The sequence below is a fragment of the Spirulina sp. LEGE 11439 genome, assembly GCF_059821285.1.
Map to the genome: position 1 here is coordinate 1 of NZ_JCAMRX010000005.1, position 16,676 is coordinate 16,676.

Sequence of the window (16,676 nt, forward strand, 5' to 3'; positions counted from 1 at the left end):
GGTTGGATGCCCTTTTCTCAACTTAGTTTTACATACTAAGTTCGGTAGACCCGATGATTGGATTGGCAAAAATGGTATTTGAAAAGTCAACTCTTGCAGTTAGTCTGCCGACATCAAGATTAAAAGTTGTTTCCCAATCAATACCAATATTTGGCTTAAAGAATATGTCAGGATTTAGTTCAAATGTGACATCCATTTTAGAGTCATTGTCTAAATCTTTTATGAGTAGATCATCTAGTTCCTCATAAGGCGTTTTTGTATCCAAAAATTCTCCACCAATAATTTCAGGTTTGGTATCTCTAGGCATCCCTACTTCTAACTCGTAAAACAGGCTTGCTGTGCCAATAATCTCTGCTGGTAGAAGCCGATAAGACAACTCAAAAGGACCTTTCTTAAAAATATCTTGTGCAAGGAATGCCCAATCAGGTTTTTTGGCCAAGATTTTATCTATATTTATCGTCAAGCTAAATAACTTATCTGGATTTGATGGATCTGGATTGGGTACACCAGGTGGTAAATCTTCTGGATCTGGTGGTCGTTTGTTTGTTAGCTTAACAGCAAAATTTTCAGATGATGATGTATTCTCTAAGGTAAAATTTGATAAAGGCAATAAACTATGACTCCAAGTCGCCAAACCATCCATTAATTTATATTTGTTTACACCAAACTGACCAGTCATAAGATCAACTTGCCCAGGCAGTAAATTTATTTGAACAGCAGGATCATTTAATGTATTTATATTTACCATTCGATGATTAAAACTTCCAGATACGCCATTCAATACAGTGACTTCTGTTCCTACACCAGCCAGATCAGCAAATGCCTTAATTCGACCAATATCATAGTCAAATACTGCATCTAAAACTGCATATGCAGATGGAGAAGTAATATCAAGTTTAGTATCAAAAATCGTTGTAAAATCGAATTTGAGTTCTTTATTAGAATTACTTGCTGTTAGAAGAGCTTGTAATGGCAAATCCATATCAATAGCTCCCAAGTTGGCTCCAGCATATGCCTTTAAACCCAAACCAAATGCTCCACTACCTACATCTATTCCTGCTTGAGCAATACCATTGTTATATAACGGCATCCTAAAACCAGGATATGGGGTATTGAACATTAAGGAATCACCAGAGTCATACTCATATGAGTTGGCTAGATTTGTCCCAAAGAAATTGTTGATATAATCTGCAACATTTGCATCAAAAACATATCGACCAAAATCAATTCCATCTGTATATGTTCCTGTTGGAAGAGAATTTTCCACTTCCACTGATTGATCATTAACTTGAATGACCGCAGAATCATTTTCTTGGGTGATTAAATTCATCGTGGAATCCCCCAGATTTTCTCCCTGAACTAAAACAGAAAAAAGATTCCCTTCGTCTCCCGGTGTGTCCACATCATTCACCCGTGTATCAACATAATGTCCAAACTCTTCCAATAAAACACTATTAACGATCGCCAGATTATCTACATTCTGATACAAAAAATCCTCAGAAAAATAGATTGTATTTGTTTCCGCAGCATAAGCAGCATTTGCTCCTTTTAGTTCTTCACCTGTGCGAATTTCAATCCTTGGGAATGAACCAAAATTCCCCGAAGTAAAGGACTCTTTTAAATCGCTGTAATCATTCCCCTCGCCAAACACCTGCCCCATTTTGTCCGCAAAGGCTGCATCTTCGGCAAAATCCTGCAAACTCGACTGAAATAAGTCTCGTAACTCCGCACCATTCCCCAAAAAACGGTCAAAAACATCCATCAAACCCGAAAAAGAATCATCTTGAACTGCCAAAAAGTCATTTTCTAACAAGTCATTGTTTGCGAAATATTGAGCATCGAGTTCCTTCATGATGAAACCTCCAAAGAGATAAAAAATGGTTAATAATGTTGTCTTTTTGTCGGGACGTTGCGTGCAATGTCCCGACGGTAATTTCAGGATCGTTTCTACAGGAATTTCGGAATCGTTTTTACGAGAATTTAGAGGGTTTAACGACTCATCACCCAATCCAAATGAACGGGTAATAATTTCGCGAGATCGTAACGTTGTAAAATGGTTTCTCTGGCTTGCTTTCTCACCCCCTCCAACCGATCGCACTTCTCCAAAACCGAGATAACACGATCGCATATCTCATCGAGAGAAAAGAAATCCACCAGAAACCCATTCACCCCATCGGTAATAACCTCTTCCACCGGAGGAGTCCGAGATCCCACCACCAGACACCCCACCGACATCGCCTCCAACATCGACCAAGACAGGACAAAAGGACGAGTCAGATAAACGTGAACCGAAGAAGTCTGTAACACTCGCAAATACTGGGGATAGGGTAATAATCCTGTGAAATGCAAGCGAGATAAATCTAAATCCAACTGTTCTAACATCGACTGCTTATAGGTTTTCCCATCGGGAAGAGTCTTCCCATAAGCCACCCGATCTTCTCCCACCACCACAACATGACACTGAGGACGACGGCGCTGTAATAACTGCACCATCTGCATAAACTGCGGAAACCCCCGATAAGGTTCCATACCTCGCGCCACGTAGGTGACGATTTCTGCACCTTTCGGCGGTAAATTTGACCCGCGAGAAGCGATCGCACTCCCGAGATCCACCCCGGCTTGAGGCTGAAAAAACGCCGTATCTACCCCATCGTGTAAAACCCGAATCTTGGCTTGAAACTCCGAGGGAAACTGCTGTTTTTGCCACTGTGTCGGAGATAAACCCCCATCACAAGCCACCAAATCCAACAAAATCGGCGCATTCTTCACCCGAATTCTCGCTACATCATCCGCATCTAGCGGATCGGCTGGGTCAAAATCCGCATCAGATCCAAACGCCCGATAAAACCACTCGAAATAACAGAGATATCGCGCCTTCGGAAACACATCCCGCATAAACAACCCCGATCCCTATCCCGAATGGGCATAAATAACATCGGGAATAAACCCTTCCTGTTTCAACTGTTCTCCTAAACGATAGGCACCTTGCCCTTGCAAAACTGCACTTTCTAGAGGTCGAACATAATGATGAGTTTTAGGATTGGGATTACGAGATACACCGTAAATACACTTACGCACTCCTACTAATTTTCCTTCCTGCCGCATCGTTGCAAAAACAACCTCATGCCGAGTATCCTTGGCTAGCAGAGTTGCCAAAAAGCGGAATTGCGCGGGAAAATTGGCATGTAAGAATAAAAAGCGCACGGCTCTCCATAAGTTAATAAGCGCGATTAACTGAGTATCTCTATCAAATTAGGAATATCCTACCACGGAATTTTAAAGCGATCGCAATAATTCACAATAAAATACTGAGACTAAATATTAAGATTAAAAGAGATTGATGCGATCGCAAAAATCGCATCTCGAAGAAATGAAGTTCCCCCGCTATCTACTTCTCTGGAGAGTCTTTGGTATTTTATGCAGCGATCGCTAAATTATTTACAAAACTTTATGAAATAGATCTTTGTGATTGATTCTCCGCGATCGCCAAAAAATTTCCCATTCACTATTGAGGGACATTCCCTTGAATACCCCTAAATGAATTTTTGCGCGATCGCACTATCTTCTAATTATTTTGACTTTCTTCCCGTCACATCATCGCAATTTTCTACGCCATGACCATACCACCATCGACATTAAAAACCTGTCCGGTGATATAGGACGCGGCGGGATCGGCGGCGAGAAAGCGAACCATACCGGCAATTTCTTCCGGCTGTCCGTAACGACCGAGGGGAATGTATTTGAGAATTTCGTCGGTTTTGAGGTCGTGGGTCATATCGGTTTCAATAAATCCTGGGGCGACGGCATTCACGGTTACGCCGCGACTGGCCATTTCTTTGGCAATGGTTTTGGTAAAACCAATGACTCCCGCTTTGGCCGCACTGTAATTAGCTTGACCGGGATTGCCCATTTGTCCCGCCACTGAAGCAATATTAATAATGCGACCGCTACGCTGTTTGAGCATTAATTTACTCACGGCTTTGGTACAGAGGAAAACCCCGGTTAAGTTGAGGTCAATAACGGCTTGCCAGTCTTCTAACTTCATCCGCAGCAATAGGGTATCGCGGGTAATTCCAGCATTATTCACCAGTACGTCAATACGCCCAAATTTACTTTTGGTTTCCTTGATAAGATTTTCAACTTGTTCGGGTTGGGAAACATCGGCTTGTAGGGCGATCGCTTCTCCTCCGGCTGCGACAATTTCTGCGACGACTTTATCGGCCGACTCCTGCGATCGCGCATAATTGACCACGACTTTTGCCCTTTCTGTGGCAAGGGCAAGGGCGATCGACCGACCAATACCCCGAGATGCCCCGGTCACGATCGCGACTTTCTCTTGCAAATTCTGTAAGTTTTCCGGTAGGACTGCCATAAATAATTAGCTCTGTTCTCTTAAGGTTTGCCTAATCTACAATCTCGGATTTTTGTCCTAAAATCAACTTATTCACCCTTTATCCCTTCTCCTTCCACAATGGCCGTTAAAAAACAATTCTCGAGTTTTCAGGAATTACTTGCCAAAACCTCCAAACCCATTCTCGTTGACTTTTATGCCACTTGGTGCGGACCCTGCCAGATGATGGTTCCCATTCTTGAAGAAGTCAGCAAGCAGATTGGCGATCGCGTGCAGGTGGTTAAAATCGATAGCGATAAATACCCTCTCCTCGCTTCCCAGTATCATATTGAAGCCTTACCCACCCTCGTTCTTTTCAAAAACGGCGAACCGATCGATCGCATTGAAGGGGTCGTCCAAACCCCTCAACTCATTCAGCGTTTACAATCAGTGATTTAGAGTATCTAACCTGAATTTCCCGAGCAAAAACCGCCAGTCCGAGAAGAACTAGCGGTCTTTTTGGGTTAGGGAAATATTAACGAGATTTGTTAATTTACGGTTAATTCATCCTACAAAGATGAACCGAGACCGGCATAAGCCCCATAGAAAAAGATTCCCAAAACACTAATTGCACCCATACCAGCAATGAAAGCTACTAGCCAAAGGGGAATTCGTCCATCTGCAAACATCTTGTTGACTCCTAATCGCTTCTTAAATAAATTGGTTGAACTTTGTTAGTTAAAGAAATAGCTGGAAAATAAAATTCCCAACACGAAAATCAAAAGTAAACCCAAATACAGAGAAGTCCGATTGAGTTCTACGGGCTGCCGATTGGGATTGTTGATTCTATCCATGTTTTATCTCCTTGGTTGGTTTGAGTATTGTTAAAACCGGTTTTAACGTTGAATGAATTGCATGGCTGCGATCGCACCTACGAAGAAAACCGAAGGAACGGCCAAGGTGTGAATGGCGAGCCAGCGCACCGTAAAGATGGGATAAGAAATAGGTTGATTGGGTGAGTTCGTCATGGTGTTTTTCCTCTGAGTTATCGTTGATAAATCGTTAATAAAGGGGCGTTATTTTTGGAATTCCTCAATTTGTTTGCTGCTTTCAAAGCGATCGGAAACAATGGGCAACTCCAAACGATTATCGGTGAAATATTCGTTCGGACGAGGGGTTCCAAAAGCATCGTAAGCCAGTCCCGTGCTAACAAAAAGCCAACCGGCAATAAAGAGCATGGGAATGGTAATGCTATGAATTACCCAGTAACGAATACTGGTAACAATATCGGTAAAGGGGCGTTCTCCAGTAGTACCTGACATTTCAGTTTCTCCTTTTACAAATGTTAAACGTTGACTTTACATAATCGGAAGTTTATTGGCTTGACTCCAAGCCACAAATTTTCCAAACTTTACGCATTTTCTGGGGAAGGTTCGTATCTGAGAATGATGCCGCGATCGCCAAGGATAAATCCCCGTTGCGGACTGGTAAAAATAATATTGTAGAAGTTAGAGGGCGTTTCTTCTACACCTCTATCTTTTTGCCAAGTTTCACCGCCATCAAAACTAACGAGTAAATTCCCGCTTCCTCCAGTCACCCAAAGTTCTTCGGGGGTGCGATAGTCCAAATCTAATAGACCCCAACTCGTTCCGGGTTCGGGATAAATAGTATCATCCCATGTCTCCCCGGGGGTGTCTTCCTCGCTGGAATCTTCACCGGGTCGGGAAAATTGTAGTTGGCCGCCTCGTGCGATCAGCCATTTGCGCCCGTCTGGGGAGAAGCCCATATTTTGCAACCGTCGGGAACTATTACGATTGTGAGGAGTCCAAGCGGTTTCCCCCGGTTTCCACGTCGAGTAAAAGTTTCCTCGGGAGGACACAGCGATATAAGACCCGTCGGGATCGCGATACATATTTCGCACGACTCCCACGGCTTGTTGCACTAAAGCCGTCCAATGTTTGGCTGTGTCGTTGGTTTGATAAATTGCCCCGACATCCGTGGCCATTTCGGCACTGTTGTCCCCTAATGCCTCAATCTGGTAAGGGGCACCGGGTAATTTACTGCTGAGGGCAATGCGATCCCACGATTGACCGCTATCCCGTGTATGCAGGAGGATGGAGGGTTTGCCGACAATCCAGCCTTCATCGCCGTGGAAGCTGACGGAAGTAAAGGTGACTTTTTCGTCTCCGAGGTTAAATTCTTGGGGAGACCAAGTTTGTCCGCCGTCGGTTGTCTCAAAGATAGAGGCGCGAGAACCCACTAGCCATCCATGTTGGGAGTCTGCGGTGAAAGCGATGTCGAGGGCGGCGGCATCGGTTGGGAGGTTGATGCGCTGCCAAGGATTGGAACTGGTACTTTCTAAATTACTACAGCCAACACAAAACAGGGAAATTGTCAATATTATTAAGAACTGTTTCAAGGCGCTCGCGAATAGACTCATAAACGAACTGGCAAATCGGTAAGGGTTAATGAAAAATAATTTTGTTTTTGAGGTTTTCAGTGTAGGCCGTACAAGCTGAGGAAGAAGAGAAATGCGATCGCTAAACTGCCAAAAATGAGTAGGTTTTTTTGGCCGGGGGTGAGACGATTTACGCCCAATCCATAGTTTAGATTCTCTTGAAAGCCTGACGGAGAGCCACTCGAGCCGATATTACGAAATTGCGATTTTCTCGCTCGGCAGACAGGACATCGCCAATCTTCCGGCAGATCATCAAAGAGGGTATCGGGGGAAATATTGGCGTTACTATCGCCTTTCACGGGTTCGTAAACATAGCCGCAGGCCAAGCATTCATGGCTGGAGGGGGCTAACTCCGCTAGGGTTTTCTCTTGGACGGGGTCGCTCATGGCTGGTCAGGTCGGCAATTCTTAAAATCTTTGTTAAATATTATCACAGAAAATTAACAAAGTATTCATTTATCGAGAAAGATTGCGCGATCGCGTTGCGGCTTTCGGGGTTTTGGGGTGGGTATGGCGATCGCGTTAACCATGAGAGGAGTGCGATCGCAGTTATCTCAACTTATCATTTTCCAGAGATAAGCAGATTTAAAAATATGGATGTTATGAGATCGCAAATTGCGCGATCTCATCGAGTGCGTTAATTAACCGAAAACTCAACAAACTAAATTTAATTGCAGTTGTGGGTTTGAGAGTGTTTTTTGTTATAATAGAACGATAGAATTAAATAAAAATAGATATGGAAAATATTACAACGGTTAATATTGCTCTATCTGAATCACTTCAATCTTTCTTAAGCCAACAAGTCAATCAAGGCAATCATAAATCTGTCGATCGATATATTTTACACCTTATCCAACAAGAACAAGCTAAGATTGCTAGAGTTGAAGCATTGCTTTTGGAAGGATTAGATAGCGGTAAAAGTATTGAAGTCACTGAGAGTTGGTGGGAGGTAAAGCGAACTGAACTATCTCAGCAGTTTTCTCAGCGATCGTAATGTCTAAGAAGATTTTTATCAGACCACGAGCAAGTCAAGATATTGACGAACATTTTGAGTATATTGCTCGCCATGATTTTGATGTAGCATTACAGTTCTTTGATGCGACTCGCCAAACTTTTGCTAGGTTAGCAATTATGTCGGGAATGGGTTCTATTTATCCGATACAAAATCCTCTATTGGCAGATTTGCGAAAATGGCCGATCAAAGATTTTGAAAATTATCTCATCTTTTATCTTTTTGATGATGAGACACTCGATATTGTTAGGATTCTTCATGGTGCAAGAAATATTGAAACTATTTTAAAAAACCAAGATGTCTAACCGATCGCAGCAGCAATTTTAAAAGTTATATTCAATATGTGCGATCGCGCGATCGATGAAGGAAAGAAAATGAAACAGTAGGGTTTATTTTTAACATCAGTTCGGGTTAAGGAATATGCTTTGATTAGTTAGAGATAACCCGTTTCAATCGTTCACTCTGTTTGGAGAGGTTCTTCTGGGGGACTAGCCCCCCAGACCCCAACAGTGCGCGTTCCCTTGCGTCTTTCGCCGACGCGGGGTCGCACTGCCATTGGGAGCGCAGCGCCGCCCCCAAGCCCCCCGCGCACGCTCCGCTTGCCCAGTAAGTTCAGTGAATTTTTGCAGGGGTTGACACGCTCTAAAGCTTAGTTTCTTAAGGTTTTAGAATTTTAGCTTAACCCGAACTCAGGTTATTTTTACAATTTTTGTATTAGGTTGGGCTTCATTTCATTCTACCCAACTTACGGCGATATACGATCGCATTATACTACCTTAGTTAAGTCTTGATAGGAGGGACAAAAATTTCTTAAACTCAAATCCTGTCGTCATCATACCATCTAAACCTACCCGTTCCAAAAAACCAAATCCCCAGAATGTCTCACGAGTAGTCCATTTGACTGGAAATTCTCCTTTTACAGTTTCATCTTTTGAGAAGTTTAAATTTTCATATTTTTTCCAATTTTCCCCATCATACCATTTTACTTTTTTGCTAAATTTTATCCAACTTTCAAAATTATACTCTGACTTTTTAACAACATTTCTCCATATTTCTTTTTGTATACTAAAACCAAACTGCCCGTTGCTATATTTTACCCAAAGTTTGTCAATTATATTAAGGTCTTGACTGGGAAAATTCTCACAGAGATCGTGAAAATTATCAAACTTTTCTAAAGCTATAATTTGATAAAAAATCCATAATGTTTCTTCATCAGCTTTTTGCCATTTTTGTTGCTTTAAAAATCCTTCTAAATTATTGCACATTTTCACTCTAGATATTTCATTGAAATTCTTTCCTAGCTCAGTTGTAAAAGCCAAGTCTGAGTCTCGATTGTATTGTGTCGCCAGCATTTCATAAAATCCTTCTCGAAAACGTTCTAGATTATCTTTATTAGCAAACTTCAATCTAAAAAGCTCTTGCCATTTTTTACTATGTCTATAACCTCGCCTTCCCCACAATTCAGTCAAGATATCCCATGCTTTCCGATACAGAGAATAAATATCTGGTTCTGTGGGTAGCTGAATATTGCGAATAATACGAGGCAAAATCTGAGATACTCGATAAATCCGATCGCATTCCTCAACATCAGAACTCACCTCGAGCAAACCCAATGCGATCGCGCGTTGTAACTGTTCTCGATAACGAGATATGCCTTCGCAAACGGCTTCTAATGCTGCGATCGGGACAGGAATTTCATAAACCAAACACCGACTGAGAATTTTTTCAAGCGGTTTATCAATTTGTAATTTGGGTTCATTTTCCTGATTCCAAATGATTCGATCTTGCCAGCGATCTGCACGAGTTTCGTATTCTGTCAATTGTTCTTCTGCATTCTCTTGCGAGAGAACATCTCGATCCAACCATTCCAATAAACGAGGATTTCCGTCCGCCAAAATTAAAGCTCTTTCTCTTAACTTCTCATCGATCGCTTCTGAATTAAAATTTTCCAACCGTCGCAGCTTTTTCAGGAGATCGGTATCATGAAAATTATCTAAATTCTGCACGAAAAAGAGAGGCGACCAATCCCAATCAAACCAATATCGGCAAGTGATAATGATGCGATGCCGAGAATCTGTTTCTCGAATTGCCCACACGAGCGCATCTAAAACTTTAATGGCTTCAGTATTGAGAATATACCCATCTTCTCGAGGTTCGAGATTCCATTCAAAATCGTCAAAAACAAAGAGAAAAGGTTTTTCTCCGGCTTCATTTAAACTTACAAAAATATCCCGCAATCTAAACTTAAGCTCGTCCGAAAAGTCCTTAAGAATTTCGCGCTCTTCTCTCGTTAATTTGTCTCCTAAAGTCGTCGTTAAACTACTTTCATCGATCTGTCGCCACCACACTAATGTTTCGTAATTTGATAAGCGATCGCACAACCGAGCCGCGATCGCGCTTTTTCCCCAGCCTCCCATCCCACACAAAACAACCCCGATTTTCTCCTCATCCTTCTTGAGAACCCGCAAGCAATTTTGCAACTGACGGCGGCGACCGACAAATTCACCACGAGACAACAAGCGCAAACGGTTTTTCGAGTCAATAAATCGATCCGTTACTGTTGGTCGAGGTGCAGGTCTGCGTCCTTTTGCCGTCGGTTTGGTCACTAAAGCACCGGGAAGGGCATCCGCAACATAAAATCGCAATAAGTGCCATTGACTCCCGCCTCGTCCCCGCGATATTTCCTGTATCCCCGTCCTTGTCTCTTCCTGTTTTAATAAAGTTTGATAGGTCAAGGCGATCGCTTCTGTCACCGTCCGACCTGTCGATAATGCTTCATAGAGTTTTGCCGCGATCGCCGACGCATTGTCATCATTAACGCGATCGCCCCAACTTAATACCGCCGTTGCTCCCTCATTTAACAACACTTCAGCCATTGAAGGAACTGCATCACCAGAGGAATACCCTGTGCGACAACCGGACAGGAAAATTAACTTAGGATAAGCAAATTGTAAAACCGTGGCGATATCTTCCGGGCTGCTTTCTACGCGATCGCCAAATTCATTTTCCGTCAGAAAATAGGGCTGTTTGTCTGCGATCGCCGCATGACCCGTCAGGTGAACCACATCGAAAGGCTCTTCGGTTTCATCGACCAATTCCCCCAAACCCTGCAAACAGCCGCTTTCTTCCACCGTCAGACAGAGAGATTTTTTCCCTTTCGTCGCGGTCAAAATTTGCCCTTCTTCTGCCTCAAAATCTAACTTCGGTGTCACCTCGCGAGGAGAAGTCGCCATAAAGAGAACATTGAGAAAGCGATTTTGCGGGTTATTTTCGGCGTTTAACCGTTCGCGATCGGCCACCCACCGCACGGGAACGATCGCGGGTTTTCGGTTCACTAAAAAGCGCTTTCCATCGTGCAGTAGTTCCCAAGGGAGATTTGCTAACCTTCCAGATGTGGCGATCGCGAGAACAATTTGCTTGCGTTTGTGGCGATCGAGGGCAGATTGAAAAATGCGATCGCGTCCATCGAGCCAATTAAACAACACTTGACCCGTTTGGGCATAATTTACGGGCATTCGCGTGTAATAGTCCGTTTCGGCGCAATCGTGCAAACTGGCAATATCCGCAAGAGAAAGGTTGCGCGGCGCATACTCATGGGAATTCTCCCAAAAGAAACGAAATTCAGCCTCTTCTTTTCCTCTGGGTTTGAGATTAATATGCAGAATTTGAACCATTACTTGAGATATTGCTCATCTGCTTTAAGTGTAATTGCGATCGCCAACCATTTCATTGAGTCAAAGCGATCGCCAATAATCCTGCGCTTTAATTCTTTGTGCTACAATTGTAGTATCATAAAAAAACTGGGAACGTAGCTCAATGGACAGAGCATCGGTCTTCTAAACCGAGTGTTGTAGGTTCGATCCCTACCGTTCCCGCTACATTAAACTATCTCTAGTGTTTTTATTCTGATTGGCGATCGCCACCAAGAGAACGCCGAAATTAGTCTTCTAAGATTTCTTTAAGTTGTTCGATAGTAGGATTTTTGAGCAGCAAGCGTCGTCCATCCTCCGTGATAATCATCGCTTTTTCGATCGCCTTACCCGCGTCACCTTTTTGCGATTTTTGATACCACTGATACAATTTTTCAGAAATTGCGATCGTGCCTCCAGTAATCGCGACAACGGTAGCAATTGTCGTCAAAACTTCTGCTTTGTTTGTTTCATCAAAAGTTTCGTAACTGCCTTCAATGCCGTCAATGGAGAAAAGCGATCGCGCCATTTCTTCTGCATCTTGTCCGGTAATTTCAATTTTGATCATAGGTAAGTTTATCGGTTGAGAGTGGAATCACCAAAAATATCAGATGGCGTTAAATTGAGTTCGGGAAAAGTGGAGGAAATCAGGCGATCGCTTTCTCGATATGCCTGCATTTGATAGACTCCTTTTTCATCAAGAACAAAGATAAAAATAGTAGGTTGTTTGGGATTGCCGAGATAACTGCGACTCCCGATCGCTAAATAATCAACAATCCAATATTCTGCAATTCCTAAACGTTGATATTCTGCAAGTTTATCAATATAATCATCTTCCCAATTGGTTGAAACAATTTCAACCACTAATTGAGGCGGATCGAGAAGTGCAGAATAAGCAGTCGGTTGAGATTCCCATAAAGTTTTATCCACAACAGTGACATCGGGATGGCGACCATGTTCTCGTCCATCTTCCGTTTCAGTGGCAATAACAATTCTACAAGAAACACGGTAATTTAAATTAAGTCGTTCTACCTCGCGATCGACTTTTCGTTGGATGAAGTCGGCAATATCTTCATGTCGTCGTGTGGGAAGTCGTCTCATAATTTCACCGTTAACCAGTTCGTAATAGCCTTCCTCATCAGGAAGGTTTTCGAGGAACTCCAGAAAATTTAATTTGGGCTTGACTTGAATTGCTGTCATGGTTCTCATCAATTTCTAAATTCTATTTTAACTCAACTTCCGTCCTAACGACCCCAGCGCGATCGCAACGAACTTCTAACTTTACTATTCCCCCAGAAGCACGCACTAACCATTCCACTTTTGCTCGATCTTTGGTTGCATCGCTTCCTCGCCAAATCACCGCAGAAGATTGATAAGCACGTCCTTCCAATTCTCCTAACATTTCTTGAGATTCTCCCATTGATAAACTTGCCTCTTCTGGTAATTCAATAGTCGCAATACATCCTCTTGTCAATTTCTTTTCTAATGCCTTTTTCGTAACATAAGTAGGCAGCCATCCTGTATTTTCTACCACCAATTGGATTAAAAATAATTGCGTTCCCATGCGTTCTACTAATACTTCTCGAATTGCCAGCAAAGGAGAGATTAATAAATGCCAAACCAACCATTGAGGAAAAGGGGAAATTTCCTTTTCTAATAAAGACAAGGAAGGATTACGCCAAAATGAAAAAGTATCCCATCCTCCTAACTCAATTTTACCCAATTGAGGATGCTCGAAAGGATACCAATCGACATAACCTTTGCCGTCTAATTCTTCATCATTCCAGCGCAAAATGGCAAGATCGTCCTCGAGAGGATGTTCTTTAAACCATTGAGTGTAATGATAATTTTTAATTCCGGCTTGACGAATGGGACTCCATAACTCTACCGTCCATGCAAAAAGTCCTTGTTCTTCATACGCCCAATCATCAAACGCCCCCGAGGTGTTATCTTGGCGATCGCAGCGATATTCATGGTAGATCGAGCCAGAAGGATAGCTGGTAATTTCTTCTCCTTTTTTACCAATATGCTGATAAACTCGCAAATCTAAGACAGGAAAATTATCATCACTTTGGTTACTGTAGGGACGCAAAAGAACGGCACTCATGGTATGAAATGCGATCGCCCCAGTTAAATTGGCATGAGAAACAACAAAATCAACAACGGTGCGGACTTCCGGTTCTGAAGTCGGATATTCTCCCGCCCCAAATTGCTCGCACTCCGGTCGCCACTCATAGGGAAAGTTGCGGTTAAAATCTAATCCTTCTTTAGGTGGGGGAGTATTGATGAGAGACCCATCGTAATTAGCGATCGTGCCTTCAGGAAGCAAGCGATAATACTGTCCTCCCGTTTCCGTCGGATCGCGAGGAATCATCAAACGCGGCTCTTCTGGACAGACTTTCCAAGCCCCATTGCGATCGGGAATTCGCATATTGAGATGTCGTCCATCTCTGTCAATATCTTCTTCGATTAAGTTGTTTTTTTCGGGTTGAGGCGTAGGATAAATTCGAGTTCCCGATCTGACAAACTTAGGTGAGTCAGCAAGGGCGAGTTCGGCTCCATCGGGGTTGACGCGAGGGCAAATGTAAAAAGCGCGGGTATCCAGACATCGGGTAATATCGGGATCGTTCCCATATTCTCGCACGAGAGTATCGATAAAATAGAGACAAAGGGTAGATGCAGCAACCTCTGAGGAATGAATATTCCCATCAACCCAAAGAGCGGGTTTTTCTGTGGATTTTCCTGTGGCAAAATTGGTTGCTTCTAATAGCCAAATATCCCGCCCTTCATAACTTTTACCAAGGCTGTTCAATTTGAGAAGGTGGGAAAACTCTGCGGCAAAATCGTGGAGAAGTCGGCTCAATTCAACGTAACGATAATAGCGATCGCCAGAAAATTCGGGCATAATTTTAATAACTCAAATAAAATTCAGAAAATGCTTATGTTTTTCTCAGATATTCGTCAGAATTTGTTCAGTTGCGATGATGATAGTAGAAATTAAGAACGCAAACGGCAAATAAATCCTATCGCAAAGGAGCGACGATCGTGAAACATTTATTACTGGGAAGTTTAGGGCTTTTACTGGCTGCAACTGCTTGCACTGCAACTCCCGAAGTAAATACACCACCGACTTCTCAGGCTGAGGAAACCACTATCGAACAATCTCTAGATACGTCTATTCAAGAATCTAACCCAGCAGAAACGGGAAAATCAGGGTCATTTGTAGATGGAGAGCATCCCACTTCTGGGACGGTTAATCTCGTTAAAAAAGAGGATGGGTATTATTTAGAATTTGCGGCGGATTTTCGCTCCGATACTGGACCCGATCTGACAGTTATTTTACACCGTTCGGCGGATGTTATCGGGGAAACTTCTGCTCCCGCTCATGCGATCGCAGAGGAAGATTATGCTTTTATTGGAGAATTACAAGCCACAAATGGGATGCAAACTTATAAAATTCCCGGCAATATTGAAGTGAGTCAATATCAATCTGTCGCGATCTGGTGTCGTCGATTTAATGCTACCTTTGGGTCAGCCACTTTACAATAGTTTTTGATGTCCCTTGCACCTTGGCGATCGCATCTCGAAGAAGCCCTAAATAATAATTGCCATTTACCTTTTTCTCGTTACTTTCAACTCGCTGCAGTAACATCAGAGGGGTATCCTGCTAACCGCATGGTGGTTTTTCGAGGATTTTTTCAGGATAGCGATCCTTAATTGCGGTCGCTATTTTATGATTGTAACATCATAAGGCGATTTTGGTATACTATTGAAGCGACGACCAAACAATTCTACTCTTTCGTAGTCTGGAAGATCGAGTGTTATCGCTGCTTTTGCAGGAGAAATAATCCAAACTGTATTCGCTGGCTTTTCCTCTACTGATGCCGGCCAAAAAATTTCTGGATTATTAGAAAAATTCCAATCAATTGTATTGTCTGGTAGATTGTAATCAAAAACAAAGCGCGCAGAGACTTCATCAATTGCATAATTGCGATCGGGATTCTCTTTAACCCATTTTAGAATAGATTCATATTTATTAGACGGTAGATTGTGTTGACCGATCCAACTTACAATCAGTTGACTTTGATAAATCAGAAGCGAGACAATACTTAGACTAATCAACAGAGTTCTTAAGTTCTTAGAAACATTAATATTAAAAAGCATAACTGTTATCCCAAACCAGCAAAAAAAGTTAAAGTTATAATATAAGGTACTGGTATAAAGGATTATATTTAGAATTAACGCAATATTGAGAATTATTGCAAAAATCATGATTTTTTTGCGATTCTTTTTGCGATTTTTAAAAAGTAAAAAGAGAAGAGTTCCATAAAGAGTATAGATCACACCATAAATAATTACTCCATATCCATTGCTCACAATAAATACAACTTCTGGGATCACTTTATAAATTGGTACAATTCTAAGAGATGCATGCCAAGAAAGATCTTGAAAAAAACGAACTATTTCAAAGTTAATTGCTAAAAGAAATACAAGAGAGATGAGTAATATTGCTAAAAGTAGTGCAATTATTCTTTGATAAAAATACGGCCAATTTAGTTTTGATTTTGTTCTTAAATTCACGATCGTAATTGCACAAGAAAAAGGAATTGCATAAGCCATTAGGACAGGAGAAGTACAAATTGCTAATCCGAGAAAAATAAATCCCCAAAAGTAACGCCAAGAAGTATCTCGAATTAGTCCCCAAAGCCCAATAGCTAAATAGGCCATTCCTAAAGCATCTTGACGCAAACCAGCAATAACCATCCAAGTAGTATAAACTACAGGAATGCAGCTGATAGACAACCAAGAAAATTTATATTTTCTCAAAATTAACGCTGTAAATATTGAGAATAAGCTATAACAAGTACACTGAAAGAACAGAATACTATTTGTGCTATTTCCAAATAAAGAAATCCAGCTAGCAAGAGTATAAGAGTGGAAAGGAGGTTGCACAAAAAAGCGATCGATTGTTCGCTCTGTCCACATTGACAATAAAGGATTAAAAAATTCTTGTGTTTTGGCAAGATTAATAGCAGCACCAATGAAGAAAAGATCGTCTCCCATCGGTTTGGGAAAACCTAAAAAATACAGGAAAAGCCAGAAGATTATTATCGATATCAGAATAATCCAACTTAACAAGCGATCGTTCGCGATCGCTCTTTTTGATTCAGTTTCTAATCTCATTATT

General features: G+C 42.0%; 18 protein-coding genes, 1 tRNA gene and 1 pseudogene. 6 read left to right on the forward strand and 14 right to left on the reverse strand.

What is annotated here, in order from left to right:
- Nucleotides 1–28: 28 nt before the first annotated feature.
- From AC6RV6_RS04735 to fabG, 3 genes and pseudogenes are all read right to left on the reverse strand, one after another.
- The gene (locus AC6RV6_RS04735; protein ID WP_500239352.1) at nt 29–1,852 is read right to left on the reverse strand and encodes a hypothetical protein; all 1,824 of its coding nucleotides are present in this window, start codon (nt 1,850–1,852) and stop codon (nt 29–31) included.
- A gap of 137 nt (nt 1,853–1,989) precedes the next feature.
- Nucleotides 1,990–3,204, reverse strand: a pseudogene (locus tag AC6RV6_RS04740) (glycosyltransferase).
- A gap of 403 nt (nt 3,205–3,607) precedes the next feature.
- Entirely contained in the window at nt 3,608–4,372 is a 765-nt protein-coding gene (fabG, locus tag AC6RV6_RS04745; protein ID WP_500239354.1) for a 3-oxoacyl-[acyl-carrier-protein] reductase, read from the reverse strand.
- A 99-nt stretch (nt 4,373–4,471) separates the two neighbouring features.
- Between fabG and trxA the strand changes: the two genes are divergently transcribed.
- Nucleotides 4,472–4,789, forward strand: a complete 318-nt coding sequence (trxA, locus tag AC6RV6_RS04750; protein ID WP_500239356.1) for a thioredoxin — start codon at nt 4,472–4,474, stop codon at nt 4,787–4,789.
- A gap of 110 nt (nt 4,790–4,899) precedes the next feature.
- Here the strand turns inward: trxA and AC6RV6_RS04755 are convergent, their stop codons facing one another.
- From AC6RV6_RS04755 to AC6RV6_RS04780, 6 genes are all read right to left on the reverse strand, one after another.
- The gene (locus AC6RV6_RS04755; protein ID WP_500239359.1) at nt 4,900–5,019 is read right to left on the reverse strand and encodes a photosystem II reaction center protein J; all 120 of its coding nucleotides are present in this window, start codon (nt 5,017–5,019) and stop codon (nt 4,900–4,902) included.
- A 45-nt stretch (nt 5,020–5,064) separates the two neighbouring features.
- Nucleotides 5,065–5,184, reverse strand: a complete 120-nt coding sequence (psbL, locus tag AC6RV6_RS04760; RefSeq protein ID WP_500239361.1) for a photosystem II reaction center protein PsbL — start codon at nt 5,182–5,184, stop codon at nt 5,065–5,067.
- A 42-nt stretch (nt 5,185–5,226) separates the two neighbouring features.
- Entirely contained in the window at nt 5,227–5,358 is a 132-nt protein-coding gene (gene psbF, locus AC6RV6_RS04765) for a cytochrome b559 subunit beta (RefSeq protein WP_500239363.1), read from the reverse strand.
- A 48-nt stretch (nt 5,359–5,406) separates the two neighbouring features.
- Nucleotides 5,407–5,652 carry a cytochrome b559 subunit alpha gene (psbE, locus tag AC6RV6_RS04770; protein ID WP_500239365.1) on the reverse strand — a complete coding sequence of 82 codons (246 nt, stop codon included), beginning with the start codon at nt 5,650–5,652 and terminating at the stop codon, nt 5,407–5,409.
- Between the two features lie 89 nt (nt 5,653–5,741).
- Complete coding sequence (locus AC6RV6_RS04775; RefSeq protein ID WP_500239367.1) at nt 5,742–6,770, reverse strand: photosynthesis system II assembly factor Ycf48; 1,029 nt, start codon at nt 6,768–6,770, stop codon at nt 5,742–5,744.
- Nucleotides 6,771–6,826: 56 nt separating this feature from the next.
- Nucleotides 6,827–7,174, reverse strand: a complete 348-nt coding sequence (locus tag AC6RV6_RS04780; protein ID WP_500239369.1) for a rubredoxin — start codon at nt 7,172–7,174, stop codon at nt 6,827–6,829.
- A 349-nt stretch (nt 7,175–7,523) separates the two neighbouring features.
- Here AC6RV6_RS04780 and AC6RV6_RS04785 point away from each other — a divergent pair, with 349 nt between their 5' ends.
- Nucleotides 7,524–7,781, forward strand: a complete 258-nt coding sequence (locus AC6RV6_RS04785; RefSeq protein WP_500239371.1) for a ribbon-helix-helix domain-containing protein — start codon at nt 7,524–7,526, stop codon at nt 7,779–7,781.
- Entirely contained in the window at nt 7,781–8,104 is a 324-nt protein-coding gene (locus AC6RV6_RS04790; RefSeq protein ID WP_500239372.1) for a type II toxin-antitoxin system RelE/ParE family toxin, read from the forward strand. The genes AC6RV6_RS04785 and AC6RV6_RS04790 overlap by 1 nt, the downstream gene beginning before the upstream one ends.
- 471 nt (nt 8,105–8,575) lie before the next feature.
- On the opposite strand, the gene AC6RV6_RS04795 is transcribed toward AC6RV6_RS04790, so the two are convergent.
- A complete protein-coding gene (locus tag AC6RV6_RS04795; protein WP_500239374.1) occupies nt 8,576–11,473 on the reverse strand; it encodes a GUN4 domain-containing protein in 2,898 nt (965 codons plus the stop codon).
- A 128-nt stretch (nt 11,474–11,601) separates the two neighbouring features.
- On the opposite strand from AC6RV6_RS04795, the gene AC6RV6_RS04800 reads away from it, so the two are divergent.
- Nucleotides 11,602–11,674: transfer RNA gene (locus tag AC6RV6_RS04800), tRNA-Arg, on the forward strand.
- 64 nt (nt 11,675–11,738) lie between these two features.
- Here AC6RV6_RS04800 and AC6RV6_RS04805 read toward each other — a convergent pair.
- From AC6RV6_RS04805 to AC6RV6_RS04815, 3 genes are read right to left on the reverse strand one after another with little or no spacing between them, the layout of a single operon-like run.
- Nucleotides 11,739–12,056: a hypothetical protein gene (locus AC6RV6_RS04805; protein ID WP_500239376.1), complete on the reverse strand. Its 318-nt coding sequence runs from the start codon at nt 12,054–12,056 to the stop codon at nt 11,739–11,741.
- An 8-nt stretch (nt 12,057–12,064) separates the two neighbouring features.
- Nucleotides 12,065–12,688, reverse strand: a complete 624-nt coding sequence (locus AC6RV6_RS04810) for a Uma2 family endonuclease (protein ID WP_500239378.1) — start codon at nt 12,686–12,688, stop codon at nt 12,065–12,067.
- Nucleotides 12,689–12,710: 22 nt separating this feature from the next.
- Nucleotides 12,711–14,393, reverse strand: a complete 1,683-nt coding sequence (locus tag AC6RV6_RS04815; RefSeq protein ID WP_500239380.1) for a M14 family metallopeptidase — start codon at nt 14,391–14,393, stop codon at nt 12,711–12,713.
- 140 nt (nt 14,394–14,533) lie between these two features.
- On the opposite strand from AC6RV6_RS04815, the gene AC6RV6_RS04820 reads away from it, so the two are divergent.
- Complete coding sequence (locus tag AC6RV6_RS04820; RefSeq protein ID WP_500239382.1) at nt 14,534–15,037, forward strand: DM13 domain-containing protein; 504 nt, start codon at nt 14,534–14,536, stop codon at nt 15,035–15,037.
- A gap of 6 nt (nt 15,038–15,043) precedes the next feature.
- On the forward strand, nt 15,044–15,205 hold the full coding sequence (locus AC6RV6_RS04825; RefSeq protein ID WP_500239384.1) for a hypothetical protein: 162 nt from the start codon (nt 15,044–15,046) through the stop codon (nt 15,203–15,205).
- Between the two features lie 9 nt (nt 15,206–15,214).
- On the opposite strand, the gene AC6RV6_RS04830 is transcribed toward AC6RV6_RS04825, so the two are convergent.
- A complete protein-coding gene (locus AC6RV6_RS04830) occupies nt 15,215–16,672 on the reverse strand; it encodes a glycosyltransferase family protein (protein WP_500239386.1) in 1,458 nt (485 codons plus the stop codon).
- Nucleotides 16,673–16,676: the final 4 nt, after the last annotated feature.

What these genes read in the sequence shown, in the direction of transcription:
- AC6RV6_RS04735 (WP_500239352.1), bottom strand. Translation starts at nt 1,852, where the DNA reads ATGAAGGAACTCGATGCTCAATATTTCGCAAACAATGACTTGTTAGAA.
- fabG (WP_500239354.1), bottom strand. Translation starts at nt 4,372, where the DNA reads ATGGCAGTCCTACCGGAAAACTTACAGAATTTGCAAGAGAAAGTCGCG.
- trxA (WP_500239356.1), top strand. Translation starts at nt 4,472, where the DNA reads ATGGCCGTTAAAAAACAATTCTCGAGTTTTCAGGAATTACTTGCCAAA.
- AC6RV6_RS04755 (WP_500239359.1), bottom strand. Translation starts at nt 5,019, where the DNA reads ATGTTTGCAGATGGACGAATTCCCCTTTGGCTAGTAGCTTTCATTGCT.
- psbL (WP_500239361.1), bottom strand. Translation starts at nt 5,184, where the DNA reads ATGGATAGAATCAACAATCCCAATCGGCAGCCCGTAGAACTCAATCGG.
- psbF (WP_500239363.1), bottom strand. Translation starts at nt 5,358, where the DNA reads ATGACGAACTCACCCAATCAACCTATTTCTTATCCCATCTTTACGGTG.
- psbE (WP_500239365.1), bottom strand. Translation starts at nt 5,652, where the DNA reads ATGTCAGGTACTACTGGAGAACGCCCCTTTACCGATATTGTTACCAGT.
- AC6RV6_RS04775 (WP_500239367.1), bottom strand. Translation starts at nt 6,770, where the DNA reads ATGAGTCTATTCGCGAGCGCCTTGAAACAGTTCTTAATAATATTGACA.
- AC6RV6_RS04780 (WP_500239369.1), bottom strand. Translation starts at nt 7,174, where the DNA reads ATGAGCGACCCCGTCCAAGAGAAAACCCTAGCGGAGTTAGCCCCCTCC.
- AC6RV6_RS04785 (WP_500239371.1), top strand. Translation starts at nt 7,524, where the DNA reads ATGGAAAATATTACAACGGTTAATATTGCTCTATCTGAATCACTTCAA.
- AC6RV6_RS04790 (WP_500239372.1), top strand. Translation starts at nt 7,781, where the DNA reads ATGTCTAAGAAGATTTTTATCAGACCACGAGCAAGTCAAGATATTGAC.
- AC6RV6_RS04795 (WP_500239374.1), bottom strand. Translation starts at nt 11,473, where the DNA reads ATGGTTCAAATTCTGCATATTAATCTCAAACCCAGAGGAAAAGAAGAG.
- AC6RV6_RS04805 (WP_500239376.1), bottom strand. Translation starts at nt 12,056, where the DNA reads ATGATCAAAATTGAAATTACCGGACAAGATGCAGAAGAAATGGCGCGA.
- AC6RV6_RS04810 (WP_500239378.1), bottom strand. Translation starts at nt 12,688, where the DNA reads ATGACAGCAATTCAAGTCAAGCCCAAATTAAATTTTCTGGAGTTCCTC.
- AC6RV6_RS04815 (WP_500239380.1), bottom strand. Translation starts at nt 14,393, where the DNA reads ATGCCCGAATTTTCTGGCGATCGCTATTATCGTTACGTTGAATTGAGC.
- AC6RV6_RS04825 (WP_500239384.1), top strand. Translation starts at nt 15,044, where the DNA reads ATGTCCCTTGCACCTTGGCGATCGCATCTCGAAGAAGCCCTAAATAAT.
- AC6RV6_RS04830 (WP_500239386.1), bottom strand. Translation starts at nt 16,672, where the DNA reads ATGAGATTAGAAACTGAATCAAAAAGAGCGATCGCGAACGATCGCTTG.